Here is a 23,145-nt window from a genome sequence, read left to right as displayed (position 1 = left end):
CTCGCGTCAAGCAACCGTATCCATCCGCAGTTCCTTCGGACAAGTGGGCCTCAGAAAATTATCCTGCCGACCCCCCATGGTCACCGCGATTCTTCCTGCATTGAACCTTCCCTGCGAACGCTTCCGTCGGCCGGCCCCTCGCGGAGGCTGTTCGCCCGGCCTCGCGCACCTGAGCGGTCAGGCCATGCAGGGCGCGCCCACGCATGAGTGACACAGCTCGCCCGGCACGGCCGTCCGCCGGCAGGACGGACGGCATCCGCCCTTCGCGCCACCTGTGGAGCCGCACCGCGTGAGTATCCGTGCCGTTCCCGTCGCAGCCGTCATCACCGGGTTCCTGCTCGGTGCCGCCGACGTCCGGGGACACGGCGCCACTCCCCCTCGTCCAAGCGGTTCTCTCTCGGGGCGGGCCATTAGGCTGCCGAATTGACGTAATGCCGTAGTGCCTCGCGGGTAGGAGCCGCACGCGGGAAGACGCCGTCGACGGAAGCGAGTTGCCTTGTCTTTTCTCACCATCGGTCATCGCGGAGTGATGGGTGTCGAGCCGGAGAACACCCTGCGGTCGTTCGTCCATGCGGAGCACGCCGGGATGGACGCCATCGAACTGGACCTTCATCTGAGCAAGGACGGCGCGCTGGCCGTCATGCACGACCCCGATGTGGACCGTACGACGGACGGCAGCGGTCCGATCGCCGAGAAGACCCTGTCGGAGCTGCGCGAACTCGATGCCGGACAGGGCGAGCGCGTGCCGGTCTTCGAGGAGGTGCTCGACGCCGTACGGTCCCCCGTTCAGGCAGAGATCAAAGATGCGGCCGCGGCCCGCGCCCTGGCAGAAGTGATGCTGCGACGCGGTCTCGTCGACCGGGTCGAGGTGTCGTCGTTCCACGACGAGGCGGTCGCCGAGATCGCCCAACTGGTGCCGGGAGTACGGACGGTACTCATCGCGAGCCGCTGGCGCAGCGATGTGGTGGACCGGGCGAAGGCGGTGGGTGCGGCGACGCTGGCGCTGAACATCCGCCGCCTCACCCTGGAGGTGGTCGAGCAGGCGCACGCCGAAGGGCTGAAGGTCATCGGCTGGGTGGTGAACACCCAGGACCATCTGCGGCTGGTACGCGCCCTGCGACTGGACGGCGCGACCACCGACTACCCGGAGATCCGCCGCGCCGGCCGCTTCACCGCCTGATCGCCTGCCCGGTCAGACCAGGTCCTTGATCAGCAGCTCGAACGTGAGATCGTCGCGCTGCGGGATGCCGAAACGATCGTCGCCGTACGGGAACGGGCTGAGCTTTCCCGTACGGCGGTAGCCGCGGCGCTCGTACCAGGCGATCAGCTCCTCGCGCACCGAGATCACGGTCATGTGCATCTCGGTCACCCCCCAGCTCTTGTGGACGGTGCGCTCGGCCTCGGCGATGATCACCTTGCCGAGACCGGCTCCCTGCAGCTCGGGACGGACCGCGAACATCCCGAAGTAGGCGGCGTCACCGCGGTGTTCGAGCTGGCAGCAGGCGATGAGCGCACCGTCGCGCTCCACCACGAGCAATCGGCTGCCGGGCGCTTCGACGACCTCGCGGACGCCGTCCGGGTCGGTCCGCTGCCCCTGCAGGATGTCCGCCTCGGTGGTCCATCCGGCCCGGCTGGAGTCCCCGCGGTACGCCGACTCGATCAGCGTCACGAGTGCGGGCACATCGGCGTCGGCCGCGTCGCGGAAGGTCAGCTGTCCCGAGTCCTCGGCAGGGGCTATGTCCATGGTGGTGGCTCTCCGTTTCTCTGCTGTGGCCGTGCCGAAGCAGCGTAACCCGCGTGTTCCGGACCTAGAGTCTGGCGCATGGTTCATGTGCTGAGCAGCCGGATCCTGTTGCGTCCGGCCGATCCCGAGCGGTCACGGATCTTCTACAGTCAGTCCCTCGGGCTGCCCGTCTACCGGGAGTTCGGCACGGGCCCCGAGCGGGGCACGGTCTATTTCCTCGGCGGCGGCTTCCTGGAGGTCTCCGGGCGCGCCACTGCACCTCCGGTGCCCGGCCTCGAACTGTGGCTGCAGGTCGCGGACGTCCGGGCGGCGCACGAGGAGGTGTCGGCCCGTGGCGTCGAGGTGCTGCGGCCGCCGGTGCGCGAGCCGTGGGGGCTTGTCGAGATGTGGATCCGCGATCCGGACGGGCACCGGATCGTCGTGGTGGAAGTACCGGAGGACCATCCACTGCGCTACCGCCCGTAGCAGTGCCGGTGCGCCGTCCGTGCGCGGCGCGGCTTCTCTCCGCGCAGTCGACGAGCACGGCCGGGCAGTCGGTGGAACAGCTCCACGGCCGGCAGCTGCTCCACCACCGGGCATGACAGGCCGACGGACCTCTTGATGTCGGCCAGACGGCGGATGACGGTGGTGGAGGCGCGTATCCAGCCCGGCCGGAGGGCGCCCCGGAAGAACTCCGAGAGGGGGCCGATGGCGGCGCCGGCGGCGGGCGGCAGCCGGTCGTCGAGGGAGCCGGTGCGGCGGCATTGTCGCCATAGGCAATATCCGCAGACAGCGTGAATGGCTCCCGCCGAACACGCCATCACCGACCGGGCACGCGTCTTCAAGTCCTTCACGACCGGCTGACCAAGCCGGCGGGAGCACACTGCGCGGCAGGGAACACCTCCTCCGCGCGCTCCCGTGTACCTCAGTGCGCCGCGTACGACGGCCTGGGCCCGGGCATCGACTAGGAGGGACCGACGTCGTACGTCCAGGGGGAGGTGCGCTGTGCACGGACCGGCGATGTCCGGCTGGCTGCTGACGGCGTTGTGCGGGGTGACGGGCGCGTACTGCCTGCTGCGCACGCGCAGAGAGACCGGAGAGGGGCGCAGGACGGCGCGTGCGGAGGCGCTGATGGGCTTCGGCATGGCCGCCATGGCCGTGCCGGCCGCCGTCGTGACACCACCGGTGTGGGGGTGGGCGGTGTACGCGGTGCTGTTCGGCGCGGCCTCGTTGCGCGCGCTGTGGTTCTCCCGGCGCAGCACGCACCATCTGCACCATCTGGTCGGGTCGTCGGCGATGGTCTACATGGCGCTGACGATGGCACCGGGCGGTGGAGGGGCGCACAGCGGACACACGGGCCATGATGTCGCGGTGACGGCCGGGGGCATACCTCTGCTGACCGGACTGCTGCTGGCCTACTACGCGGTGTATGTGCTGCGTTCGGGAGCCCGGTTGATACCGGTGGCCACCACGGCGGGGGGCGGTGGCGGGCCGGTCGGGAGCGGCTGGAGCGCATGGCCCGAGCTGGCTCTCGCCTGTCGGCTGACGATGGGGATAGCCATGTTCGCGATGCTGCTCACTCTGTGAGACAGGGAGCAGGCCAAACCGTGGCGTGCATCACTTGCCGTGCACAGCCATACCCGCGGCTACCGCACCGCTCATAGGCTGACGCCATGTTGGTCTCCCTCGCGCTGCTGCTGCTCGGTGCACTGGCCGCCGTCGTGACCCCACGTCTGATGGCGCGGGCGGATTGGCCGGAGCGTGAGCCCGTCGTTGCGCTGTGGGTCTGGCAGTGCGTGGTGGCCGGGGTTCTGCTCTCCTTCGCGCTCTCCATGACGTTCAGTGCGGCTGCGGCTTGGCAGGCGGTGCGCGGGCATGTGTTCGCACCGGCGCCGCGTGCCGTGGTGGAGGCGTATGCACTGGGCGGGCACGGGCGGTGGTCTGCGGCCATGGCCGTGCTGCTGGCGCTCGGAGGGGTGTGGACCGCGGCGATGCTGACCCGGGAGATCCACCGAGCCCAGGTGCGTCGCAGGCGACGGCGCGCCGAATTGCTGGTGCGTTCCCCGCTGATGCCCGGCGAGGAACCCGGCAGCGGTCGGCTCGTCGTACTGGAGGGAGAGCGTCCGGGTGCCTGGTGGCTGCCGGGCGCTGCACCTCAACTGGTCATCACCACGGCGGCACTTGGCCGCCTGAAAGGCCGTCAGCTGGATGCTGTGCTGGCCCATGAGCAGGGACACGCGAGGGCCCGGCACGACTGGCTGCTGCACTGTTCCGGCGCACTCGCGATCGGGTTCCCGCAGGTTCCGGTGTTCGCGGCCTTCCGCGACGAGATGCACCGGCTGGTCGAACTGGCCGCGGACGATGTGGCATCCAGGCGCTTCGGACGGCTGACGATCGCTCTGGCCCTGGTGGAACTCAACGAGGACCGTGGCGTGTTCGGCCCGTGCCCGGCGCCGGACGCCCAGCTGCCGCTGCGGGTGAACCGGCTGCTGACCCCGGTGGAGCGGCTCACTGCGGGCCGTCGGCTCCGGCTGACCGCGGCGGCCGCCCTGGTACCGGTGGTTCCGCTTCTGGTGGCATTCATTCCGGGACTCAGCGCACTGGGATAGCCGGGTGTGCGGATCGTCCGCGAAGATCACCCCATGCCATCCCCGCCACTCGCCCCACAGGCCCGCACCCGTTCCGGCGTCACACCTTTTCGCACAGCCGTGGTCTGCGCGTCTGCTGCCCTGGTCCTGCTGATCCTGGTCGCCGTGCGCTGGTCGCCACTCATGACGCTGGACCGTACGGTCGCGGACGCCCTGCACCGAAGGGCGGTCACCGAACCCGGGCTCGTCCACGCGAACCGGATCCTGACCGACTGGGTGTGGGACCCATGGACCATGCGTGCCCTGATCGCGGTGGCCGTGGTGGTGCTGTGGTGGCGCGGGGCGCGGGCGCTCGCGATGTGGGTGGCAGTGACGAGCGCGCTGTCGACTCTCCTGCAGCAGGGACTGAAGTCCGCGGTCGGCCGGGAGCGGCCGCGGTGGCCGGACCCGGTGGATTCCGCCCACTACGCGGCGTTCCCCTCCGGTCACGCGATGACGGCGACGGTGGCCTGCGGTCTGCTGCTCTGGCTGCTGCGACGGCACGGTACGGGATCCCGGATATGGCGGACGGCGCTGGTGGCGGCATGGGTCTCGGTGGTCGGGGTGGGCCTCACCCGGCTCTACCTGGGGGTGCACTGGATGAGCGACATCCTGGGCGGCTGGCTGCTGGGGGCGGCCCTGGTCGGGTTCTCCGTCGCCGGGTTCGCCAGGTACGAGGCGCGCAGCGGACCGGCCTTGCCGCGGCGCTCCTGAACCGGGAAGGATCGCCTCCATGCAGATCAAGGGTGTGCTCTTCGACTTCTCCGGGACCCTCTTCCGTATCGAATCGGTCCGGTCCTGGTTGCGTGCGGTCCTCGCCGAGCGGGAGGTGACAGTGACAGCGGCCGCCTTCGAGCGATACGCGCGGGGGCTCGAGGCCGCCGGTGCGTTGCCGGGCGGCCCGCTTCCCCAGCACGTTCCTGCCCGCCTCGCCTCCGTGTGGGCCACCCGCGACGAGAGCGCGGAACTCCACCGGGAGGCATATACGGGACTGGCCCGTCAGGTGGCCCTGCCGGATCCGGGGCTGTACGACGCACTGTACGAGCGGCACAGGTCACCTGCCGCTTGGCAGCCCTACCCGGACGCGGCGGAGGTGCTCGGTGCGCTGCGCGACAGCGGCACCCGTATCGGTGTGGTCAGCAACATCGGCTGGGACCTGCGGCCGGTCTTCCGGGCACACGGCCTGGACGCCCTGATCGACGCCTACGTCCTGTCGTACGAGCACGGCGTCCAGAAGCCGGACACACGGCTCTTCCACACGGCCTGCACACTTATAGAGCAGGACCCGACGGATGTGGTGATGGTCGGCGACGACCGACGCGCGGACGGCGGGGCGGCGGCGCTGGGCTGTGACGTTCGCTTTGTGGAGCATCTTCCGGTGGAGGAGCGGCCCGATGGGCTGCGGATGCTGGGACTGACGCCGGGCGTTGCCTGAGAGACATGTGAGAGATGTCCCTGACGCCCAATGGGTCGGATTGTCACATCAGGGCCTTAGCCTGTATGCATGTCCCGTTCTCCGTGCTCCTCCGATTCCGTGCGTACTGCCGCCGTGGTGAACAAAGAGATTCGTGACCTGTGGCAGCGCTCCGGCGGCTGCCTGTCCCCGGAGGACGAGGAGCAGTACCAGCGGCTGCTCGTGGAATGGGCCGCGGCGACCGGCGGGAGCGCCAGGACGGCCGCCTGACGCGGACGTCGACTGCGGCGTCCCGCCGGGCGGGGGATCCGCCCGGCGGGACGCGCTCGGTGCGCGGTGGAGCAGGATGGTGGCGGCCGATCGGGTGAACCGGCCGGATCAGTGGTCGAAGTAGTCCGGCTGCGTCTGAACATTGAGCTCGTCCAGCCGCACCCGCTTCGCCGGGTCGGTCCGCCGGTCGTCGAGCTTCAGGACGTCGAAGCCCTTGGCGATGTCGTTGGAGTAGATGTAGCCGTTGTAGTAGTACGCCGACCAGGGGCCGGCCGTGGTGACCGCGTCCGTGCTGACGGGGCCGCGCTCGAAGTAGCCGATCTCCTTCGGCTTCGAGGAGTCGGTGAAGTCCCAAACCGAGACTCCACCCTGGTACCAGGCCTGAACCATCAGGTCGCGGCCCTTGACCGGGATGATCGAACCGTTGTGGGCGACACAGACCTCCGTGTCGGCCTGCGGACGGTCGATCTTGAAGTAGCTGCGGAAGACCAGCTTGCGGTGGTCTCCCCTGCCGACGATGTCGTATATACCGTCGGCGCCGCGCTTCGGGCCGATCTCCTCGTTGCAGGTGGCTGCGCCACCACCGCCGAGTTCATCGGTGAAGACGACCTTGTCGGCCTTCTGGTTGAACGTCGCGGAGTGCCAGAACGCGAAGTTCACGTTGTCCTGCACCCGGTCGATGATCTTCGGGTTCTCCGGGTCCTTGATGGAGAACAGCAGACCGTCGCCCATGCAGGCACCGGCGGCCAGGTCCTTCGAGGGCAGCACCGTGATGTCGTGGCAGCCGGTCGTCTTGGAGACGCCCGGGTTGGTCGGGGCGCCCGGGTTGCCGCCGTCCGGGAAGAGCACCGGGAAATTCACGACCGCGGCCTTCTCGGGGGCGTTGCGCGGCACCTTGATGACGGAGATCCCGTCGTGCGGCGGCTGGCAGTCCGGGAACGTCTCGCTCGGCGAGTACGAGGAGACGTACACGTATACGTTCTTGCGTTCGGGGACCAGCGTGTGGGTGTGCGACCCACAGGCGGTCTCGACAGCGGCGACATACTTCGGGTTGCGCTTGTCGCTGATGTCGAAGACCTTCATGCCCTCCCAGGAGGACTTCTCGGTGGCGGGCTGGGTGGTGCTTGTGCAGGAGTTGTCGCTGCGCGAGGAGTCGGTGGACAGGAAGAGCAGGTTTCCGGAGACCGAGATGTCGTTCTGCGATCCGGGGCAGAGGACCTGGGCGACCGTCTTCGGGGACTTCGGATTGCTGATGTCGTAGATCCGGAAGCCGTCGTAGTTTCCTGCGAAGGCGTACTTCCCCTGGAAGGCCAGGTCCGTGTTCAGCCCCTTGAGTGCGTCCTTCGGGACGTTGGCCAGATGGGTGATGTTGCTGCTGTGGACGATCTCGTCCACGCCGGGTATCTCGCCGCTGCTGATGGCGGCCGCGGCTTCGGCCTCCTGCGCGGCGGAGACACCGGTACGGGCGGTGGCCGTATCACCGGGGTCGGGCGTCGCGGCCGCCGGTCCGGCCGTCAGCAGCGTGGCCAGCAGCCCGGCGGCTGCCACGGCCACACCCAGACGTCTGCGCCGCGCCGGGCTCGTGTGCAACGAAATCACTGCGTCCTCCCATGCATCCGTACGTAGTTGAACAGTTCACGGACACCGGCAGTATCGTCCTCCCCACAGGTATCCCAACAGATGGCAACAGAGACGTAATGAAAGTTTCTGATCGCTGTGGTGCGGAAGCGTGTCAGGACGGTTCGCAACCGCCCCATATGGCAATGGAGGTCCACTTGTTGATCCGCCGTCGGACCATGTGTGTACGCAGATCCGTTCTCGCCGTGGCCGTCATGTCCGCCGTTCTCACCCTGGGCGCATGCGATGAGGGAGGCGGTGACAACCGTACGAAGTCGCGGGCGGGCGGGGGGACTTCGGTTGTGGCGCCCGGGAAACCGGGAGAACCCGCGCGGACCCTGTCCGCCGAGGAGGCCGCGAAGGCCGCCGGGGACGACACCCCCAACTCGGCCGACTTCCGATATGTGCAGATGATGATCCAACACCACTCTCAGGCGCTGGAGTTGACCGGTCTCGTCCCTGCCCGCTCCGACTCCACCGCGGTCAAGCGGCTCGCCGAGCGCATCACCGCAGGCCAGAAGCCGGAGATCGGTGCCATGGAGGGATGGCTCAAACACAATGGCGGAGAGAAGCGCAAGAGCGGCCACGATCACTCGGCGATGCCCGGAATGGCGGCCCCGGCGCAGTTGGATCAGCTGCGGACGGCGGACGGCGCGGCCTTCGACAAGCTCTTTCTGAAGCTGATGATCACCCACCATCAGGGAGCGATCACGATGGCGACGGAGGTGCTCTCGCAGGGGAACAACGTGCAGGTCGAGGAGATGGCCGGGGACGTCGTCGCCCAGCAGACGGTGGAGATCGACAGAATGCGCGCGATGTCGTCCTGACCGCGCCCCGGGCGCGCCTCTCCCCTGCTCCGCCCACCGGTGCCATGCTGGAGGCATCCTGCGGGAAGAGGTGCGCCGTGCTCCGTGTCGCCGTCGTCGGCTCCGGACCCAGTGGGGTCTATGCCGCCCAGGCCCTGGTCGAGCAGGACCGGGTGCCCGGTGTCCGGGTCCATGTGCTGGACCGGCTCCCCTGCCCGTACGGCCTGGTGCGCTACGGCGTCGCCCCCGACCACGAGAAGATCAAATCGCTGCAGAACAGTCTGCGGACCGTCCTGGAGCACGAGCGGATCACCTTCCTCGGCAATGTCGAGGTGGGCGGCGGCGGGATCCCGTCCGAACGTCTCGGCGAGCTCTACCAGGCAGTCGTGTACTGCGTCGGGGCGGCGACCGACCGCGGCCTCGCCGTCCCCGGCGAGGATCTGCCCGGCAGTTGCTCCGCGACCGAGTTCGTCTCCTGGTACAGCGCACACCCCGACGCCGCGTACAACAGCTTTGCGCTGCAGGCCCGTTCGGTCGTGGTGATCGGGGTCGGCAATGTGGCGGTGGACGTGGCGCGGATTCTCGCCCGGAGCGCGGAGGAGCTGCGCCCCACCGACGTACCGCACGGGGCGCTCGGCGCGCTGGCCGGAAGCCGGGTGCGCGAGGTCCACATGGCGGGCAGGCGCGGACCCTCCCAGGCCCGGTTCACCACCAAGGAACTGCGGGAGCTGGGCGCGCTGCCGCGGGCGCGGGTGGTGGTGGACGAGGCGGAGCTGGCCCTCGACCCGGCGTACGTCGATCCGTCCCCCCGGTCGGCGCCGGCCCTGCCCTCACCACCGAACGCACCACCCCTGACGGCGGCGGCGCGGCGCAATGTCGAGGTGCTGCGCGGATGGGCCGCAGCCGGCCCCGCAGGTGCGGGCGCGGAGGGAGACCCGCTGCGCACGATCCGACTGCGGTTCTTTCTGCGCCCTGTCGAACTGCTGGAGCGGGACGGGCGGGTGGCCGGGGTGCGGTTCGCCCGTACCGTGCCGAACGGCAGCGGGGGCGTGCGCGACGCCGGTACGTACGAGGACATCGACGCCCAGCTCGTGCTGCGGGCCGTCGGCTATCACGGGCTGCCGCTGCCCGGCCTGCCGTTCGACCCGGCGCGCGGGACCGTGCCGCACCTGGCGGGGCGGGTGCTGCGGGACGGGGTGCCGTCACCCGGGGAGTACGTCGCCGGGTGGATCAAGCGGGGGCCGACCGGAGTGATCGGTTCGAACCGGTCGTGCGCGAAGGAGACGGTGGCATCGTTGCTCGATGACGCCACGCTGCTCGCGGGGCGCCCGTCGGCGCCCGATCCCGTGGCCGCGCTGCGGGCGTGGGGACTGCGCCCGGTGGAGTGGGACGGCTGGCTGTCCATCGAGCGGGCGGAGGCGGCGCTGGGACGGTCGCTCGGCCGGGGGCCGGTGAAGATCCCGGACTGGGCGGGGCTGCTGAGCGCCGCGGAGGGTGGCGACCGGGTCGGATCGTGAGGCTATCGGTCCTCGCCGATGCGCTGCACCTGCCGGTTCGCGGCGTCGAGAATGCTGTCCAGAAGACCGGGAAACAGCGCCTCCAGATCGTCGCGGCGCAGTCCGTTCATCTTGGCGGTGCCGCGGTAGATCTGCTGGACGATCCCGCTCTCGCGCAGCACCCGGAAGTGGTGCGTGGTCGTCGACTTGGACACCGGCAGGTCGAAGTGGGAGCAGGTGATCTCGGCATCGGCGGCGGCCAGCTCGCGGACCACGCGCAGCCTCATCGGGTCGGAGAGTGCATGGAGCACTGCCTCGATGCGGATCTCGTCCCGCGTGGGGTGGTCGAGCGAGCGGCCGCCGACCGCAGCGGCGCTTGTGGCAGGGGCGCTGGCTGGGGTCACGATGGCTCCACTTCCTGGCTTGGTCCGGTCCCTCATGATACGAGACTCATCGTAGTTTGAGATTCACCGTACGACAGGTCCGGCCGCGCATCACCCGGTGCGATCGGCGCGCGATGCCGCTTCACGGGCGTCGATGACCTCTTCCATGTGGATCTCCGCCCAGGTGCGCACGGTGTCCAGCAGCTCAAGGAGACTCCGGCCGAGCGAGGTCAGTTCGTACTGGACGTACCGGGCCGGTCCGGCCCGGGCCGTGCGGACGACGAAACCGTCACGCTCCAGCGACCGGAGTGACTGGGTGAGGACCTTGGGCGTGACCGTACGCAGCGGGATCCGTAGCTCGGAGAAGCGTCGCGGGCCGCCCTCAAGGCACTGGACGATCATTCCGGCCCATTTGTCCCCCACACGGATCGGCATCAGTCCGGTCGGACAGACCGGGTCGAACATCTCCGGGTCCAGCGGCTTGGTCACGGAGCCACATTAGCGAGGTATCCGGGAGGTGACCACGGCTCCGGCTACCTTGCCCGAGCACGTCGGCACAGAGTTTCCAGGACGCGAGGCGAGGTAGGCACATGAGCAGGATCATCATCTTCGGCGCAGGTGGCAGGGCGGGGCGGGCAGCCGTCGGCGAGGCCCTTCGCCGCGGACATCGTGTCACCGCGGTCGTGCGCGAACCGGCCAAGTACCGAGAGCTCGAAGGTCCGGGCGTCCGGCTCGTGACCGGCGATGTCACCGAAGTGGGGGCTGTTGCCGACCTCGCATCCGGGCACGATGCCGCGATCTCCGCCGTCCACGACGGTGGCGCCCTGCCCGATGTCTTCTTCACGGCTGCCGCCCGCGCTCTCACCGACGGACTGACGCGGGCCGGTGTGCCCCGGCTGATCTCCGTCGGCCTGTCGGCAACCATGGAGACCGCCGATGGAACCCCGTTGATGGACGCCCCCGGTTTCCCTCAGGAGTACCGTCCCTTCAGCCACGGCCACGCAGCCGGAACGGCGGTGCTGCGTACCTCGGCCACCGCACTGGACTGGCTGGTCGTCAGTCCGGCCGGGGACTTCGGCCACGAGGGGACGCGCTCCGGCCGTTACACCACGGCCACGGTCGACGCCGCCGCCCGCATTTCCTACGGCGACTTCGCCATCGCCCTGCTCGACGAGATCGACGCCCCCGGTCACCACCGCATGCACATCGGCATCAAGGAGGCATGACCGAACCGGCCGGTCGCAGCAGGCCGGTCGGCCGAGGACGTCAGCCCGCCAGCCGGGCGACGGCCGGTGCGTGGGCGCGTTCGGGGGCATCGGCGGTTGGGCGGAGGATGTCCGGCTGCACGCCGGTGCCCTCCCAGTTGGTGCCGGAGACGGGGTTGACCGGGCAGCCGGCCGGGATGGTGGCCTCCAGGTGCGGATGCACCGTCCAGCCCTCCCGCGGGTGTGCCCCACCGCCGGTCGGCTCGCCGACAACTACGGCGCGGCCGAGCTGTTGCAGGTCGTACGTCAGCTCCTCGGTGCCGAAAACGTACGGGCACGGCCAGCACGTACAACGGTTTGTCGCCGCCGAAGCGCGCGCCGGGAACCTGCGGCAGGCTCCAGGACTGCTCGCAGCGCTCAGGCCGGCAAGCTGCTCGGCCATCTCCGGGAAGACGTAGTGCTCATTCAGGAGCCGGGCTGTCTCCTCGATAAGAAGCAGGCACTGCGGCGATGTTCGCCGAAATCGCCCAGGAGCTGGACCGCTCCCCAGCCGAGTCACACCTGCCGTTGCGCCACCTCGACTCAGCCCCGCGAAGGCACAACAACTCGGCGAGACCCTCGCTGGACTGGTCGACGAAGCCGAGGAGGACGCCGGAGATCAGCCCGAGCACGACGTACTGATGACGCTGTATCAGCAGGCAGGCCCGACCACCGGCACCGCATAGCCGCGGGGCGGCCGGTCAGCCGCTGAGCAGGTCCGCGTTCTCGGCCAGTGAGGCAAGATGCCCGGCCGGATCGGCGATCAGCTTGCGGGCCGTCAGGTCGAGCATCCCCGCCACGCCCGTGATCTGCGCCGCGACCGTGCCGTCCTCTTTGAGGATCTTCTGCGCGACCTTGAACGTCTTCCCCTCGCCGTATACGAACTGGCAGGTCACCCGCACCCGGTCGCCGCCGCGGAGCTCCCGCAGGAACTTCACCGTCGCCTCAAGGGCCACTGGCCCAACGCCGCTGGCCAGCAGCTTCTCCTGCGACAGGCCGGCAGCGCGCAGCAGTTCCCAGCGTGCGTGCTCGGCGTACTGCAAATAGACGGCCTGGTTCAGATGTCCCTGCGTGTCGAGTTCGTAGCCCCGGACGGTCACGTCCACAGAAAAGGTCATGGACGTCTCAACATCACGGCGCACTGCACCATTCCCCCACACCCGCACAACTGTCCACGCCGCAGCTCTTTACGCACCTGTCATGCCCAGGCAACTTCCTCGCCCCAATAGCAGGGTGGCCGTGTCGCTGCTGCCGCCGACGGCGAAGAGGGTCTGCCCGAACGATGTGCGCTGCAGGAGCAGTCCACCGCCGCCGGACAGCACGAGGGCGATCAGGATCGGGTAGCCGAAGCCCCATGTGCTGCCCTCGATGCATCGACCGCTGGGCGGGTGATGTCACTGCATTCCTCACGACCCCGCTCCGAGCTGCGCGAAACAGTGCCGAACCGGTGGTCGTGAGAGCCTGCGCGGCCTGTCGGCGGCTCGGTTTACAACGTTATATAGGCGGCGTGGCACGGGCGGCAGGAGAGCTGCCGACGCGTTTCCAAAAAGTGCCGGAACCCGGAGCGAGAACGGGTCCGCCGGCGTCGGCGGCCCGCTCGCCCTCGCCCCCGCCAAGTGGCAGCGCGAGTTGTGCCGCACCATCGCCTACCGCACCTTCACCACCGACGACCAAGACCGCCTTCCAGTGCGAGTGCCGGCCCATTCGGTCTGCCCCGGTTCCCAGCCTCGCGCTTTCGCTTTCACGGTGCCTCTGCACTCCCGAAGGCGCCGCGAAGAACTCACGGTGAGCTGCTTCACCCCTCAAGGCAACTGCCTTGGCAAGCCAAGGATTTACTGCGGCAGACCTCACCTGCCGCGCGCCCGGGCGGTGCCCCTGTTCACCCTCGACGGCACCCCGCCGACCATGACCGCGCGCGTCCGCCGGATTCCCGAGTGGAGCGCGGGCAGTGAGCATGTCTTCGCCCCGCTCCAGGACAGCCCGGTGTGCAGCAGCGAGCCGGTGGAGGATGTCACGCTCATTCCCATGGGTGCGACGCGGCTGCGGATCACGGCCTTCCGACGGCCGATCCGGACGCAGGACAGTGGCTCTCCGACGGCTGATACCGGATCCGTGATCTGCACTCCTGCAAGGTCCTGGGCGTCGACAACATGTCCACTGCAATCGGCGACGCCGCTGTAGACGGCCCGGGGGCGCCCGGCCACATGTGCCCGGAGGTACGGAGGGTGAAGCCGCCGCGCTCGCCGACCATCGCGGCCCGGCCGTCCGAGAGCGGTGCCTCACGGTTGAGGTAGTCGTGGTGGTCGATGAAGTCGCCCTTGCCGGAATCGCCTGGAGGCCCGGGTGCAGCGCCTGGCTGTCAGACCGCGCTGAGGTACTGCTCCGGCGTGCGGAGTTCGCCGCCGAGTTCGCGGGCTGCGTGCTGGGCCCACGACGGGCTCCGCAGCAGCTCGCGCCCGAGGAGAACCGCGTCCGCCCGGCCCTCTGTGATGATCTTCTCGGCCTGCTGCGGGTCGGTGATCAGGCCCACAGCCGCCACGGGGAGCGAGGTCCCCGCCTTGACCCGCTCGGCGAAGGGAACCTGGTAGCCCGGCCCGGCCTCGATGCGGGCGCGCGGGGCGTTCCCGCCGCTGGAAACGTCCAGCAGGTCGACGCCGTGGGCCTGGAGCTCCTCGGCCAGTCGTACGGTCTCGTCGACGGTCCAGCCCTCGCGCTCGTCCTCGTCGTTCTCCGTGAGCCAGTCCGTCGCGGAGATCCGGAAGAGGACGGGCAGTTCCTCCGGCCAGACCTCCCGCACCGCGTCGACGACCTGCAGGGCGAAGCGGATGCGGTTCTCGAAGCTGCCGCCGTACTCGTCGTCACGCCGGTTGCTGTGCGGGGAGAGGAACTGTCCGACGAGGTAGCCGTGGGCTCCGTGCACCTCGGCAACCCGGAAGCCCGCGTCGAGCGCGCGGCGGGCGGCCTCGCGAAACCGGCCGACGACGCCCTGGATCTCGTCCACGGTCAGCTCGTGCGGCACGGGGTGACCGTCGTCGAACGGCAGCGGGCTGGGGGCGACGGGCGTCCAGCCGTGCGCATCCGGCCCGACGGGGCCACCGCCCAGCCAGGGGGCAGCCGTCGACGCCTTGCGACCGGCATGGGCGAGCTGGATGCCGGGAACCGATCCCTGCCCCGTGATGAAGTCCGTGATCCGGCGGAAGGCGGCCACCTGGGTGTCGTTCCAGATGCCGAGGTCTGCCGGGCTGATCCGGCCCTCGGGGCTGACGGCCGTCGCCTCGGTGAGGATGAGTCCGGTGCCGCCGACGGCACGCGCCGCGAGGTGGGCGAAGTGCCAGTCGGTCGCGACGCCCGCGTTCGGCCCCACAGGTTCGGCGCTGTACTGGCACATGGGCGCCATCCACACCCGGTTGGGAATGACGAGCGACCGCAAGGTGTAGGGCTCGAAGAGGGCACTCACGTGGGACTCCGTTTCGACGGTACGGAAGAATCGCTAGTACGATACATCTCGTACTACGGCACTCGTCAAATTACGACGCCCCTCGTACAAAGGCGTGGACATGCGTGAGGCCCATTCCCGGTCCGTTTCCGGCCGGGAATGGGCCTCACGCGCCGCCGACCGGCCGTATGCGGGCTATCCGCGACGCCTCAGTGTGATGTCGGCGTCCGCGTCGTAACCCTGGGTCCAGCTGCGTCCGGCGTCCGACTTCCAGGTGACATGGGCGGTGGTGCCGTCGATCCTGACGCCCTCCACCGTCATGGCCCGGTCGCCGTCGCGTACATCCCCTCGACGCAGTTCGCGCGCCTTGACGGTGACGGGCTCCGCCGACTGCTTACTCTCGGCCTCGTCCGCCGCGAGGGCGAGAGCCGCCGCCAGTTCCCGGGCGCGGGCGGGGGTGCAGATCACAGCGAGTTCTCCCGACGGTGCCACGCCCCGGACCTGGACCCCCGCCCCAACGGGGGTCACCTCCAGAGTCGCAACGTGTCCGTCCCGGTCCTCGATCCCACTCGTCATCGCTCTGTCTCCCCTTGCCCGGTGCACCCTTCGGCTCAGTGCAGCCGGAGGCTCTCCAGCGGGCCCAGATAGCTGGGCTTGAGGCCGCCGGTGTCGACCACCAGGTTCTGCGGCACCACCGTCGGGTCGACCACCCAGAATTTCAGCACATGGACTCCGGGCCGGCCGATCCGGTGCACCGTACTGGTGACATTGACGTTGTCCGAGGTGTTGCGGGCCCACTGGACGTTCATCGTGCCGTCGTCGCAACCCGTCACCGCCATGACGTTCACCGCGGAGCCCAGCGCCGATCCCTCCTGCCCTCACCCCGCTCACCGGTCCGACCTGCGCTTCTATTCCGTTGCCGCCCGGACGGGAGCCGCGTACCGTCCCCCGTCATGACGACCCCCACCCTGCACACCGGGCGGCTGCTCCTGGAGCCGTACGCACCCGCGGACGAGGACGGCTTCGTGGCGCTCTTCCAGGACGCCCGGGTGTCCCGGTGGATGGGTGACGGACCCTGTACCGAGGCCGAGGACCGCGCCCTGTTCGGGCGAGTCTTCAGCAAGGTGTACGCACAGGAGCTCTTCGACGTATGGGCCGTGCGACAGGGCGGCCGTCTGGTCGGCCATGCGGAGATCAAGCCCTCCCCGTCCCCGGATGTGGACGGCCACGAGATCGTCTACGCCCTGGCTCCGGACGCATGGGGACAGGGGTTCGGCACCGAGATCGCGCAGACACTGACTTCGTACGGGTTCGACGTCCTCGGGCTCACCGAGGTGCATGCGACAGTGGCCGCCGAGAACGCGGCTTCGCTGGCGCTGCTGGGCCGGATCGGCTTCCGGCACGTCCGGGACACGTTGGAGGAGGACGGCAGCACGACCCGGGTCCTGACGCGCTCCGCCTGCGCCGGCATCGCAGGGGCGAATCAGCCGAGGTAGACGTCCAGACGGCCGCACATGCCGAACTTTCCGTACGCGGAGGGCTGTTCGGCGTGCACACAGGCGTCGGCGAGGTATCCGCCGTCACCGCGCGCCAGAGCGTCGAGCTGTCCGCCGGTCACCTCGGACGCGGCAGCGGCCCCCTTCTGCCAGCGCCCCCGCCAGTCCTCGGTCCTCGGGCGTACGAGTGCGGCGGCGGCCCGGTGGAAATCGGCGAGCGGTTCGGGGTCACCCGCCTCGGTGGCCCGGCGCAGGGCGAGAAAACCCTCGACGGCGAGATCACGGCGGGCGCGAGCGGCCCGCTCCTGTTCCTCTTCGGAGCCGTCGACGGGAAGGACGACCGCCGCCCGGTAGGCGTCGGGGTCCGCGAGGTGGCGGGACGGCAGGGTGAGTACGGCGTCACCGGCCTCGGGCAGCCCGCTGTTCTCCATGAGGACGACGATGCGCAGCCCGTCCTCGTTGACCAGGCGGTGGATCGTGCCCGGCGTGAACCAGACCAGGGCTCCCGGGGCCAGCGGCGTCTGCCGGAACCCCGACGCGGTGAGGGTCTGCACCGAGCCCGTGCCCCCGACCACCACATACCCCTCGGAGCAGGTGAGGTGGAGATGGGGCGTCCCGCCGCGCAGGCCGTCCGCGGTGGGCCAGTCGTACACCCGCAGGTGGGAAACGGCGACGGCACCGGGCAGCCCTTCGAAGGTCGGCACAGCTACTCCTCGGTCTCTCTGCGTCGGCGCCGGGGGCAAGCGCTTTCCATACCCGCTGCACCGTACCTTCGCCGACCGTGGAAGCAACAGGGTCCGGTGACCGGAGCTGCCCTGCGGGCCACTGTCAGTGGTGGGGTGCAGACTGGCCCGTATCCGACACAACGGCGTTTCGGGAGGTTCGGCCATGACCGACGTACTACTCACCGTGGGTACCCGCAAGGGACTCTTCATCGGCCGCAGGCGCGGTGGCGTGTGGGAGTTCGACGGCCCGCATTTCAATGCCCAGGCGATCTATTCGATCGCCATCGACACCCGCAGGCAGGTCCCCCGGCTGCTGGTCGGCGGGGACAGCGCGCACTGGGGCCCTTCGGTCTTCCGCTCCGACGACCTGGGCAGCACCTGGGTCGAACCACAGCAACCGGCCGTGAAGTTCCCTCAGTTCACCGAGGCATCGCTGGAGCGGGTCTGGCAGCTCCATCCGGCGGGCCCCGAGGCGCCTGATGTCGTGTACGCGGGGACCGAGCCGGCGGCGCTGTTCCGTTCTCAGGACGGCGGGGTGTCCTTCGAGCTGGTCCGCCCGCTGTGGGAGCATCCGACGCGTTCGAAGTGGGTGCCGGGCGGGGGCGGTGAGGGTCTGCACACGATCCTCACGGACCCCAGGGATGCCCGGGCCGTGACGGTCGCGGTCTCCACGGCCGGGGTGTTCCGCACCAAGGACGGCGGCGCGAGCTGGGCTCCGTCGAACAAGGGAGTGTCGGCGGTCTTCCTCCCCGACCCGGATCCGGAGTTCGGTCAGTGCGTCCACAAGGTGGCCCGGGACGCGGCCGATCCCGACCGCCTCTACCTCCAGAACCACTGGGGAGTGTTCCGGAGCGACGACTCCGGGGACAACTGGACGGACATCGGCCGGGGCCTGCCCTCCGATTTCGGATTCGCCGCAGCCGCGCACCCGCACCGCGCGGACACGGCGTACCTCTTCCCGATCAATGCCGATGCCGACCGCGTGCCGGCCGAGCACCGCTGCCGGGTCTTCCGCACGGGCGACGCGGGCAGCACCTGGGAGCCGCTGTCGGCGGGCCTGCCCGAGGAGACGCATTACGGCACGGTGCTGCGCGATGCGCTGTGTACGGACGACGCCGACCCTGCGGGCGTCTACTTCGGCAATCGCAACGGCGAGGTGTACGCGAGCGCGGACGACGGGGACAGCTGGCAGCAGCTCGCCTCACACCTGCCGGACGTCCTGTGCGTCCGGGCGGCGGTCATCGGCACTTGACCGGTGTGGTCGTCAGCGGTGGAGCAGGGGCCGCGTCCACCTGCCGCTGTTCACCTGGGACCCGCGGTCGGGTGCGGCGGGCGAACGGCGCGAATCGCTCGTACATACCATCGACCACAGGCTGCCCGGGCCCCATCCGCCGAAGTCGGTGGGCGCTGGGGCAAACTGACCCTGCGCAGCGGCGCCCTGGGGGTCGATCAGACCGAATCCAGTCTGGTCGGCGGCCTGCCAAGGCCCGAGTGGCCCCCTACAAGTACCCGCGAATCGTCCAACTGGTGGACCAGCTCCCGAAGGGGCCCACCGGCAAGGCCCTCGAGCGGGTCATCGTCATGGACGCCTGAGGAGTGGGGCAGGCAGACGGAGAGGGAGCTTCGCCGCCGCCGGTCCCGCACCGACGGCGGCTTCGGCTCATGGCAGCTGCCAGTCCACCGGCTGGGCCCCCTGGCGGAGCAGGAGTTCATTGGTGCGGCTGAACGGGCGCGAGCCGAAGAAGCCGCGGTCCGCCGACATGGGCGAGGGGTGTGCGGACTCGATCGCCGGGAAACCGTCGAGGAACGGCCGCAGATTACGGGCGTCGCGCCCCCACAGCACTGACACCAGGGGCTTGCCACGCGCGGCCAGGGCCCGGATGGCCTGCTCGGTCACTTCTTCCCAGCCCTTGCCGCGGTGCGCGCCCGGTTTGCGGGGCGCCGTGGTGAGCGCCCTGTTGAGCAGCAGCACGCCCTGGCGCGTCCAGGGCGTCAGATCGCCGTTGGACGGTCGCGGAAGCCCCAGGTCCGTGTGCAGCTCCCGGAAGATGTTCTCCAGACTGCCGGGCAGCTGACGCACCTCGGGGGCCACGGAGAAGCTCAGCCCCATGGCCATCCCGGGTGTCGGGTAGGGGTCCTGACCGACGATCAGGACGCGTACCTCGTCGAAGGGTTGCTGGAATGCGCGCAGAACGTTCGCGCCGGCCGGCAGATAGGTGCGGCCGGCTGCGACCTCCGCACGGAGGAAATCGCCCATCGCGGCGACGCGTCCGGCCACAGGGGCCAGCGCCTCGGCCCAGCCGGGCTCGACTACTTCATTCAACGGTCGTGGTGCCACGAAGCATCACTCTACCGGCGTACTGGACCCGCTCCCCGCCGCTGTGGCGGCTTCCGCAGCCGGTCCCCTGCTCCCCGAAGTCCCGCATCCGGGACTCGGGATAGGCTGCCGCCGTCATTCCTCTTCTCACCTCTTTCTCTGTCTGGAGCCGGTCCATGAGGTCACGCAGGCGTTCGCCGGAGAGCGGCGGTACTCGTTGCGCCCGGTGGAGGCTGTCGTGACGGCGCAGACGGAGACGGACGCATCGGCGGGCGCGACGGGTACGTCGGGGCCGTTCGTGCTCGGCGTGGACTCGGGCGGTTCCGGATTGCGGGTGGCGCTGGGCAGCGTCGGCATGTCCGCCCCGGTGGGCACGACCGTCTGCGCCGAGCCGGTACGCACCGGACCTGCGGGGATCGATGCGGGCCATCTGCTGGAGCAACTGCTGCCCGCCGCCCGCCGGCTGCTGGAGCAGCACGGCAGCGGTGACGGCACCGGGATCGCCGCCGTGGCGATCGGCGCCGCCGGTATGGCGACGCTCGGCGGACAGTTGCGCGCCGAGCTGCCTTCGGCCCTGGAGAGCGCGCTCGGGATGCGCCGGCTGGCTCTCGCCGCCGACGCGGTGACCGCCTACGCGGGTGCGGTCGGCCAGCACCCGGGGGCGGTTGTCGCGGGCGGCACGGGCATGATCGCGCTGGGTACGGATCTGACGAGCTGGCGCCGGGCCGACGGCTGGGGTCATCTGCTGGGTGACAGCGGCGGCGGCGCCTGGATCGGGCGGGCCGGGCTCGATGCGGCCATGCGCGCCCATGACGGGCGGCGCGGTGGGTCCGCCGCACTGCTGGCTCGGCTGGAGGCGGTGTTCGGGCCGGCGCCGGAGCTGCCGGGACTGCTGTATCCGCGCACCGACCGGCCTGCCGTGCTGGCCTCGTTCGCGCCCGAGGTCGCCGCGTGCGCCGGGCAGGATCCGGTCGCCGCGGGCATTCTGCGCGAGGCCGCCGGACATATCGCGGAGGCGGCCGCGGCGGTGTGTCCGAGGGCCGGGGTCGACGACGAACCGTGCGAAGTGGCCCTGACGGGAGGCTTGTTCCGGATGGGCGATCCACTACTCGTACCGTTGCGGGAGGAACTGTCCCGGCAGCTCCCGCAGGCACGGACGGTCCCCGGTTCGGGTGATCCGCTGACGGGTGCACTGTCCATCGCTCAGGCGTTGGCCGTCGGGGATCTGCGGCTGCCCCGCCATCCGACGCTGCTCTGCGTACCCGGTCATGGGCCTGAGCAGGAGCCCGGCTAGGTACCGACAGAGCAGGACAGTCGACCGGTAAGCCTCTCATCGGATAAAAGCGGACAGATGACGCCCTGCCGGGCCCTCCCCGAACAGAGGGGCACCCAAAACCAGTAGCATGCGGCGCCATGAGCACCCCCACTGGGCCCGCTTCCGGCCTGCCTGTACGAATGCCGCGACCTCGCCAGTCCGGACGGCACCGCCGCCCGGAGCCCGTGGTCGCACCTGAGGGCGCTGCCGCGCTCGTTCTCGCCGTTCCCGGTACCCCCTCTTCGGCCACGCGCAGCCTGGTCGAAGAGGTGATCAGCATCGCCCGTTCCGAGCTGCCCGGCCTCAATGCCCGGATCGGCTACCTCGACGGCGACGATGCCGAGTACCCGAAGCTCTCGTCCGTACTCACCCACAGCGCCGCCGAGCGCATCGCGCGCTTCGAGCAGGCGCAGGCCGCGGGCCGCGAGGTCGCCGAGCCCGAGGGTCCGTCCGCCGTCGTGGTGCCGCTGCTCGCGGGGCCGGACAGCGCCCTGATCCGGCGGATACGGCAGGCCGTGATGGACAGCGGTACGCAGGTCGAGCTGACCGATGTACTCGGCCCGCACCCGCTGCTCGCCGAGGCGCTGCACGTACGCCTCTCCGAGGCCGGTCTGGCCCGCGCCGACCGTGCCAGGCTCTTCACGGTGGCCACGGCCGCCGACGGCATCGTGCTGGCCACGGTGGGTGGCGAAGAGGCCGTGCAGGCCGCCGGGATCACCGGCATGCTGTTGGCTGCCCGGCTCGCGGTACCGGTGATGGCCGCCGCACTCGATGTGGAGGGTTCCGTCGCGTCGATCGCAGAGCAGCTCACGAGTTCCGGCTCGGTGCAGCTCGCGCTGGCTCCGTACCTCGTCGGCCCCGAGGTGGCCGAAGGGCTGCTGGATGCCGCCGCGAAGGAGGCGGGCTGCGCGACGGCCGAGCCGCTCGGCGCGTATCCGGCGATCGGCAAGCTCGTGCTGTCGATGTACATGACGGCGCTCGGTATCGCGCCGGCGACGCCGCAGGGTGCTCAGACGCACTGACCCGGTGCCGGGTGCGCCCGGCAGCGGTCTGTCATCGATCGCCGGGCGGGCTTGACTTTTCTGGCCCGCCCGGCGATTCGGCTGTGCGTGGCGTGATGTCAGGCGAAGATCACGCAGGACGCGGCAGGGGCCTCCAGCGAACCCGCGCGGCGCGGGATGCCGGTCGCCGGGTCGACGGCGAACCAGCTGACGTTCCCGGACCGCTCATTGGCCGCGTACAGCCATCGGCCGGTGGGGTCGAGCGCGAGATCGCGCGGCCAGTGCCCGCCGCAGCCCACGGTCGTGACCAGCGTCGCCTTCTCGCCCGTTCCGTCGAGCGCGAGAACGGAGATGCTGTCGTGCCCGCGGTTGGCCGTCCAGAGGAACCGTCCGTCGTGCGCGACGACCACCTCGGACGGGTAGGTCGCCGTGTCCCCGCCACGCGCGGATTCCTCGGGCAGCACGGACGTCTCAGCGACCGGTTCCAGGACCCCCGCGGCGGCGTCCCACCTGCATATGGTGACGGTCGGTTCGAGTTCGTTCAGGACGTAGGTGTGGCTGCCCGCAGGGTGGAAGGCCAGGTGGCGCGGGCCCGTGCCCGGCCGCAGGGTCGTCTCGCCGTGCAGCCGCAACGCCCCGGTGGTCGTGTCGAGCGCGCAGATCCGTATGGAGTCGGTCCCGAGATCGACACTGAGCACCCAGTTCCCCGACGGGTCCGGCAGCACCTGGTGTGCGTGCGGGCCCCGCTGACGGTCGGCGTCCGGACCGCTGCCCTCGTGCCTGAGCACGGCGGTGACGGCGCCGAGGGAACCGTCCTCCCGCACCGACAGAGCTGTGACACTGCCGGAGCCGTAATTGGCAGTGAGCAGATGACCGCCCGCGAGCGCGAGATGGGTCGGCCCATCGCCTTCCACCGGTCGGATCTCGCCGACCGGCCGCGGCACATCGCCGGTGATGTCGAGTGCGGCGGCCGCACCGTGCTCGGTCTCACTGACCGTGTAGAGCGCCCTGCCACCCGGACCCGGCCCGTGGCCCAGGACGAGATATGAGGGATCGGGCACGGTGTCCGTCGAGCCGAGGACGGTCAGGGCCCCGGTCTCCCGATCCACGGCGGCGGCGGTGATTCCCCGCCCGCCCGCCGAGGTGAACGACCCTATGAATGCCCGTCCCGCGCAGTTGTCGCTGCCCACCGCACTGCCCCTCTCCGCCGACTGAGCACGACCGTTCGTAGCGTCGTGATCTTCCGGGGCGACGGTAGCAGTCGGCCCGTCGAGG

Annotated in this window: 28 protein-coding genes and 2 pseudogenes; 15 read left to right on the top strand and 15 right to left on the bottom strand. The window is 70.1% G+C overall.

Going from position 1 to position 23,145, the window contains the following annotated elements; translation table 11 throughout:
• Positions 1 to 529 precede the first annotated feature (529 nt).
• Entirely contained in the window at positions 530 to 1,180 is a 651-nt protein-coding gene (locus tag ACIPEK_RS14540) for a glycerophosphodiester phosphodiesterase (protein WP_401995254.1), read from the top strand.
• A gap of 12 nt (positions 1,181 to 1,192) precedes the next feature.
• Here ACIPEK_RS14540 and ACIPEK_RS14535 read toward each other — a convergent pair whose 3' ends face one another.
• Positions 1,193 to 1,744, bottom strand: coding sequence for a GNAT family N-acetyltransferase (locus ACIPEK_RS14535; RefSeq protein WP_401995224.1), 552 nt, complete (start codon positions 1,742 to 1,744; stop codon positions 1,193 to 1,195).
• A gap of 78 nt (positions 1,745 to 1,822) precedes the next feature.
• Between ACIPEK_RS14535 and ACIPEK_RS14530 the strand changes: the two genes are divergently transcribed.
• On the top strand, positions 1,823 to 2,209 hold the full coding sequence (locus tag ACIPEK_RS14530) for a VOC family protein (protein WP_401995221.1): 387 nt from the start codon (positions 1,823 to 1,825) through the stop codon (positions 2,207 to 2,209).
• Here the strand turns inward: ACIPEK_RS14530 and ACIPEK_RS14525 are convergent.
• On the bottom strand, positions 2,197 to 2,568 hold the full coding sequence (locus ACIPEK_RS14525; RefSeq protein ID WP_401995218.1) for a hypothetical protein: 372 nt from the start codon (positions 2,566 to 2,568) through the stop codon (positions 2,197 to 2,199). The genes ACIPEK_RS14530 and ACIPEK_RS14525 overlap by 13 nt on opposite strands.
• A 160-nt stretch (positions 2,569 to 2,728) precedes the next feature.
• Here ACIPEK_RS14525 and ACIPEK_RS14520 point away from each other — a divergent pair, with 160 nt between their 5' ends.
• The 5 genes from ACIPEK_RS14520 to ACIPEK_RS14500 all read left to right on the top strand — a co-directional run bounded on the left by ACIPEK_RS14520 (position 2,729) and on the right by ACIPEK_RS14500 (position 6,034).
• Complete coding sequence (locus ACIPEK_RS14520; protein ID WP_401995215.1) at positions 2,729 to 3,310, top strand: DUF5134 domain-containing protein; 582 nt, start codon at positions 2,729 to 2,731, stop codon at positions 3,308 to 3,310.
• Between the two features lie 86 nt (positions 3,311 to 3,396).
• Complete coding sequence (locus ACIPEK_RS14515; RefSeq protein WP_383068836.1) at positions 3,397 to 4,332, top strand: M56 family metallopeptidase; 936 nt, start codon at positions 3,397 to 3,399, stop codon at positions 4,330 to 4,332.
• A gap of 33 nt (positions 4,333 to 4,365) precedes the next feature.
• A complete protein-coding gene (locus ACIPEK_RS14510) occupies positions 4,366 to 5,064 on the top strand; it encodes a phosphatase PAP2 family protein (protein ID WP_401995212.1) in 699 nt (232 codons plus the stop codon).
• Between the two features lie 19 nt (positions 5,065 to 5,083).
• Positions 5,084 to 5,785 carry an HAD family hydrolase gene (locus ACIPEK_RS14505; RefSeq protein ID WP_401995209.1) on the top strand — a complete coding sequence of 234 codons (702 nt, stop codon included), beginning with the start codon at positions 5,084 to 5,086 and terminating at the stop codon, positions 5,783 to 5,785.
• A 69-nt stretch (positions 5,786 to 5,854) separates the two neighbouring features.
• Positions 5,855 to 6,034 (top strand): hypothetical protein, encoded by a 180-nt coding sequence (locus ACIPEK_RS14500; protein WP_093894798.1) that lies wholly within the window; start codon positions 5,855 to 5,857, stop codon positions 6,032 to 6,034.
• A gap of 108 nt (positions 6,035 to 6,142) precedes the next feature.
• On the opposite strand, the gene ACIPEK_RS14495 is transcribed toward ACIPEK_RS14500, so the two are convergent.
• Positions 6,143 to 7,633 (bottom strand): LVIVD repeat-containing protein, encoded by a 1,491-nt coding sequence (locus tag ACIPEK_RS14495; RefSeq protein ID WP_383068829.1) that lies wholly within the window; start codon positions 7,631 to 7,633, stop codon positions 6,143 to 6,145.
• Between the two features lie 158 nt (positions 7,634 to 7,791).
• Here ACIPEK_RS14495 and ACIPEK_RS14490 point away from each other — a divergent pair, with 158 nt between their 5' ends.
• Both ACIPEK_RS14490 and ACIPEK_RS14485 read left to right on the top strand, forming a co-directional pair.
• On the top strand, positions 7,792 to 8,478 hold the full coding sequence (locus ACIPEK_RS14490) for a DUF305 domain-containing protein (RefSeq protein WP_401995205.1): 687 nt from the start codon (positions 7,792 to 7,794) through the stop codon (positions 8,476 to 8,478).
• 77 nt (positions 8,479 to 8,555) lie between these two features.
• Entirely contained in the window at positions 8,556 to 9,974 is a 1,419-nt protein-coding gene (locus ACIPEK_RS14485; RefSeq protein ID WP_401995202.1) for an FAD-dependent oxidoreductase, read from the top strand.
• 2 nt (positions 9,975 to 9,976) lie between these two features.
• On the opposite strand, the gene ACIPEK_RS14480 is transcribed toward ACIPEK_RS14485, so the two are convergent.
• Both ACIPEK_RS14480 and ACIPEK_RS14475 read right to left on the bottom strand, forming a co-directional pair.
• Entirely contained in the window at positions 9,977 to 10,357 is a 381-nt protein-coding gene (locus ACIPEK_RS14480; RefSeq protein WP_401995199.1) for an ArsR/SmtB family transcription factor, read from the bottom strand.
• A gap of 90 nt (positions 10,358 to 10,447) precedes the next feature.
• Positions 10,448 to 10,825, bottom strand: coding sequence for a winged helix-turn-helix transcriptional regulator (locus ACIPEK_RS14475; RefSeq protein WP_401995196.1), 378 nt, complete (start codon positions 10,823 to 10,825; stop codon positions 10,448 to 10,450).
• A 101-nt stretch (positions 10,826 to 10,926) separates the two neighbouring features.
• Here ACIPEK_RS14475 and ACIPEK_RS14470 point away from each other — a divergent pair, with 101 nt between their 5' ends.
• Positions 10,927 to 11,562, top strand: a complete 636-nt coding sequence (locus ACIPEK_RS14470) for an NAD(P)-dependent oxidoreductase (protein WP_401995193.1) — start codon at positions 10,927 to 10,929, stop codon at positions 11,560 to 11,562.
• Positions 11,563 to 11,602: 40 nt separating this feature from the next.
• Here the strand turns inward: ACIPEK_RS14470 and ACIPEK_RS14465 are convergent, their stop codons facing one another.
• Complete coding sequence (locus tag ACIPEK_RS14465) at positions 11,603 to 11,983, bottom strand: hypothetical protein (RefSeq protein WP_401995190.1); 381 nt, start codon at positions 11,981 to 11,983, stop codon at positions 11,603 to 11,605.
• Positions 11,984 to 12,051: 68 nt separating this feature from the next.
• On the opposite strand from ACIPEK_RS14465, the gene ACIPEK_RS14460 reads away from it, so the two are divergent.
• On the top strand, positions 12,052 to 12,222 hold the full coding sequence (locus tag ACIPEK_RS14460) for a hypothetical protein (RefSeq protein ID WP_401995187.1): 171 nt from the start codon (positions 12,052 to 12,054) through the stop codon (positions 12,220 to 12,222).
• A gap of 59 nt (positions 12,223 to 12,281) precedes the next feature.
• Here the strand turns inward: ACIPEK_RS14460 and ACIPEK_RS14455 are convergent, their stop codons facing one another.
• The 6 genes and pseudogenes from ACIPEK_RS14455 to ACIPEK_RS14430 form a co-directional block, all read right to left on the bottom strand.
• Positions 12,282 to 12,698: an acyl-CoA thioesterase gene (locus ACIPEK_RS14455; RefSeq protein WP_383068815.1), complete on the bottom strand. Its 417-nt coding sequence runs from the start codon at positions 12,696 to 12,698 to the stop codon at positions 12,282 to 12,284.
• Positions 12,699 to 12,806: 108 nt separating this feature from the next.
• A pseudogene (locus ACIPEK_RS14450) lies at positions 12,807 to 12,947 on the bottom strand (ABC transporter permease); the annotation flags it as partial.
• Positions 12,948 to 13,427: 480 nt separating this feature from the next.
• Positions 13,428 to 13,595 (bottom strand): hypothetical protein, encoded by a 168-nt coding sequence (locus tag ACIPEK_RS14445; protein WP_401995184.1) that lies wholly within the window; start codon positions 13,593 to 13,595, stop codon positions 13,428 to 13,430.
• A 344-nt stretch (positions 13,596 to 13,939) separates the two neighbouring features.
• The gene (locus tag ACIPEK_RS14440; protein ID WP_401995181.1) at positions 13,940 to 15,037 is read right to left on the bottom strand and encodes an NADH:flavin oxidoreductase/NADH oxidase; all 1,098 of its coding nucleotides are present in this window, start codon (positions 15,035 to 15,037) and stop codon (positions 13,940 to 13,942) included.
• A gap of 174 nt (positions 15,038 to 15,211) precedes the next feature.
• The gene (locus ACIPEK_RS14435) at positions 15,212 to 15,592 is read right to left on the bottom strand and encodes a hypothetical protein (protein WP_401995178.1); all 381 of its coding nucleotides are present in this window, start codon (positions 15,590 to 15,592) and stop codon (positions 15,212 to 15,214) included.
• 35 nt (positions 15,593 to 15,627) lie between these two features.
• Positions 15,628 to 15,864, bottom strand: a pseudogene (locus ACIPEK_RS14430) (hypothetical protein); the annotation flags it as partial.
• 105 nt (positions 15,865 to 15,969) lie between these two features.
• Here ACIPEK_RS14430 and ACIPEK_RS14425 point away from each other — a divergent pair.
• Entirely contained in the window at positions 15,970 to 16,512 is a 543-nt protein-coding gene (locus ACIPEK_RS14425) for a GNAT family N-acetyltransferase (RefSeq protein ID WP_401995175.1), read from the top strand.
• On the opposite strand, the gene ACIPEK_RS14420 is transcribed toward ACIPEK_RS14425, so the two are convergent.
• Positions 16,500 to 17,216 carry a cupin domain-containing protein gene (locus tag ACIPEK_RS14420; protein WP_401995172.1) on the bottom strand — a complete coding sequence of 239 codons (717 nt, stop codon included), beginning with the start codon at positions 17,214 to 17,216 and terminating at the stop codon, positions 16,500 to 16,502. The genes ACIPEK_RS14425 and ACIPEK_RS14420 overlap by 13 nt on opposite strands.
• A gap of 184 nt (positions 17,217 to 17,400) precedes the next feature.
• Between ACIPEK_RS14420 and ACIPEK_RS14415 the strand changes: the two genes are divergently transcribed.
• Positions 17,401 to 18,489 (top strand): WD40/YVTN/BNR-like repeat-containing protein, encoded by a 1,089-nt coding sequence (locus tag ACIPEK_RS14415; RefSeq protein WP_401995169.1) that lies wholly within the window; start codon positions 17,401 to 17,403, stop codon positions 18,487 to 18,489.
• 408 nt (positions 18,490 to 18,897) lie between these two features.
• Here the strand turns inward: ACIPEK_RS14415 and ACIPEK_RS14410 are convergent, their stop codons facing one another.
• Entirely contained in the window at positions 18,898 to 19,575 is a 678-nt protein-coding gene (locus ACIPEK_RS14410) for a uracil-DNA glycosylase (RefSeq protein WP_093894247.1), read from the bottom strand.
• Between the two features lie 217 nt (positions 19,576 to 19,792).
• Here ACIPEK_RS14410 and ACIPEK_RS14405 point away from each other — a divergent pair, with 217 nt between their 5' ends.
• Together ACIPEK_RS14405 and ACIPEK_RS14400 are read left to right on the top strand one after the other, a co-directional pair.
• The gene (locus tag ACIPEK_RS14405; protein ID WP_401995166.1) at positions 19,793 to 20,848 is read left to right on the top strand and encodes an N-acetylglucosamine kinase; all 1,056 of its coding nucleotides are present in this window, start codon (positions 19,793 to 19,795) and stop codon (positions 20,846 to 20,848) included.
• Positions 20,849 to 20,967: 119 nt separating this feature from the next.
• The gene (locus ACIPEK_RS14400; RefSeq protein WP_401995163.1) at positions 20,968 to 21,891 is read left to right on the top strand and encodes a sirohydrochlorin chelatase; all 924 of its coding nucleotides are present in this window, start codon (positions 20,968 to 20,970) and stop codon (positions 21,889 to 21,891) included.
• Positions 21,892 to 21,989: 98 nt separating this feature from the next.
• Here the strand turns inward: ACIPEK_RS14400 and ACIPEK_RS14395 are convergent, their stop codons facing one another.
• Positions 21,990 to 23,060, bottom strand: a complete 1,071-nt coding sequence (locus tag ACIPEK_RS14395; protein ID WP_401995161.1) for a lactonase family protein — start codon at positions 23,058 to 23,060, stop codon at positions 21,990 to 21,992.
• Positions 23,061 to 23,145: the final 85 nt, after the last annotated feature.

Origin of the sequence: Streptomyces sp. NPDC088246, from assembly GCF_044741025.1 — a bacterium.
Lineage (GTDB): Bacteria > Actinomycetota > Actinomycetes > Streptomycetales > Streptomycetaceae > Streptomyces.
Note: the sequence above shows the minus strand (reverse complement) of the source record. Positions and strands in the feature narration are given on the sequence as shown.

Excerpts from the sequence above, each read along its gene's own strand:
- ACIPEK_RS14465 (WP_401995190.1), bottom strand. The coding sequence starts at position 11,983 with ATGGCCGAGCAGCTTGCCGGCCTGAGCGCTGCGAGCAGTCCTGGAGCC.
- ACIPEK_RS14400 (WP_401995163.1), top strand. The coding sequence starts at position 20,968 with ATGAGCACCCCCACTGGGCCCGCTTCCGGCCTGCCTGTACGAATGCCG.
- ACIPEK_RS14500 (WP_093894798.1), top strand. The coding sequence starts at position 5,855 with ATGTCCCGTTCTCCGTGCTCCTCCGATTCCGTGCGTACTGCCGCCGTG.
- ACIPEK_RS14510 (WP_401995212.1), top strand. The coding sequence starts at position 4,366 with ATGCCATCCCCGCCACTCGCCCCACAGGCCCGCACCCGTTCCGGCGTC.
- ACIPEK_RS14415 (WP_401995169.1), top strand. The coding sequence starts at position 17,401 with ATGACCGACGTACTACTCACCGTGGGTACCCGCAAGGGACTCTTCATC.
- ACIPEK_RS14435 (WP_401995178.1), bottom strand. The coding sequence starts at position 15,592 with ATGACGAGTGGGATCGAGGACCGGGACGGACACGTTGCGACTCTGGAG.
- ACIPEK_RS14425 (WP_401995175.1), top strand. The coding sequence starts at position 15,970 with ATGACGACCCCCACCCTGCACACCGGGCGGCTGCTCCTGGAGCCGTAC.
- ACIPEK_RS14540 (WP_401995254.1), top strand. The coding sequence starts at position 530 with ATGGGTGTCGAGCCGGAGAACACCCTGCGGTCGTTCGTCCATGCGGAG.
- ACIPEK_RS14490 (WP_401995205.1), top strand. The coding sequence starts at position 7,792 with ATGGCAATGGAGGTCCACTTGTTGATCCGCCGTCGGACCATGTGTGTA.
- ACIPEK_RS14515 (WP_383068836.1), top strand. The coding sequence starts at position 3,397 with ATGTTGGTCTCCCTCGCGCTGCTGCTGCTCGGTGCACTGGCCGCCGTC.
- ACIPEK_RS14535 (WP_401995224.1), bottom strand. The coding sequence starts at position 1,744 with ATGGACATAGCCCCTGCCGAGGACTCGGGACAGCTGACCTTCCGCGAC.
- ACIPEK_RS14470 (WP_401995193.1), top strand. The coding sequence starts at position 10,927 with ATGAGCAGGATCATCATCTTCGGCGCAGGTGGCAGGGCGGGGCGGGCA.
- ACIPEK_RS14455 (WP_383068815.1), bottom strand. The coding sequence starts at position 12,698 with ATGACCTTTTCTGTGGACGTGACCGTCCGGGGCTACGAACTCGACACG.
- ACIPEK_RS14505 (WP_401995209.1), top strand. The coding sequence starts at position 5,084 with ATGCAGATCAAGGGTGTGCTCTTCGACTTCTCCGGGACCCTCTTCCGT.
- ACIPEK_RS14460 (WP_401995187.1), top strand. The coding sequence starts at position 12,052 with ATGTTCGCCGAAATCGCCCAGGAGCTGGACCGCTCCCCAGCCGAGTCA.
- ACIPEK_RS14530 (WP_401995221.1), top strand. The coding sequence starts at position 1,823 with ATGGTTCATGTGCTGAGCAGCCGGATCCTGTTGCGTCCGGCCGATCCC.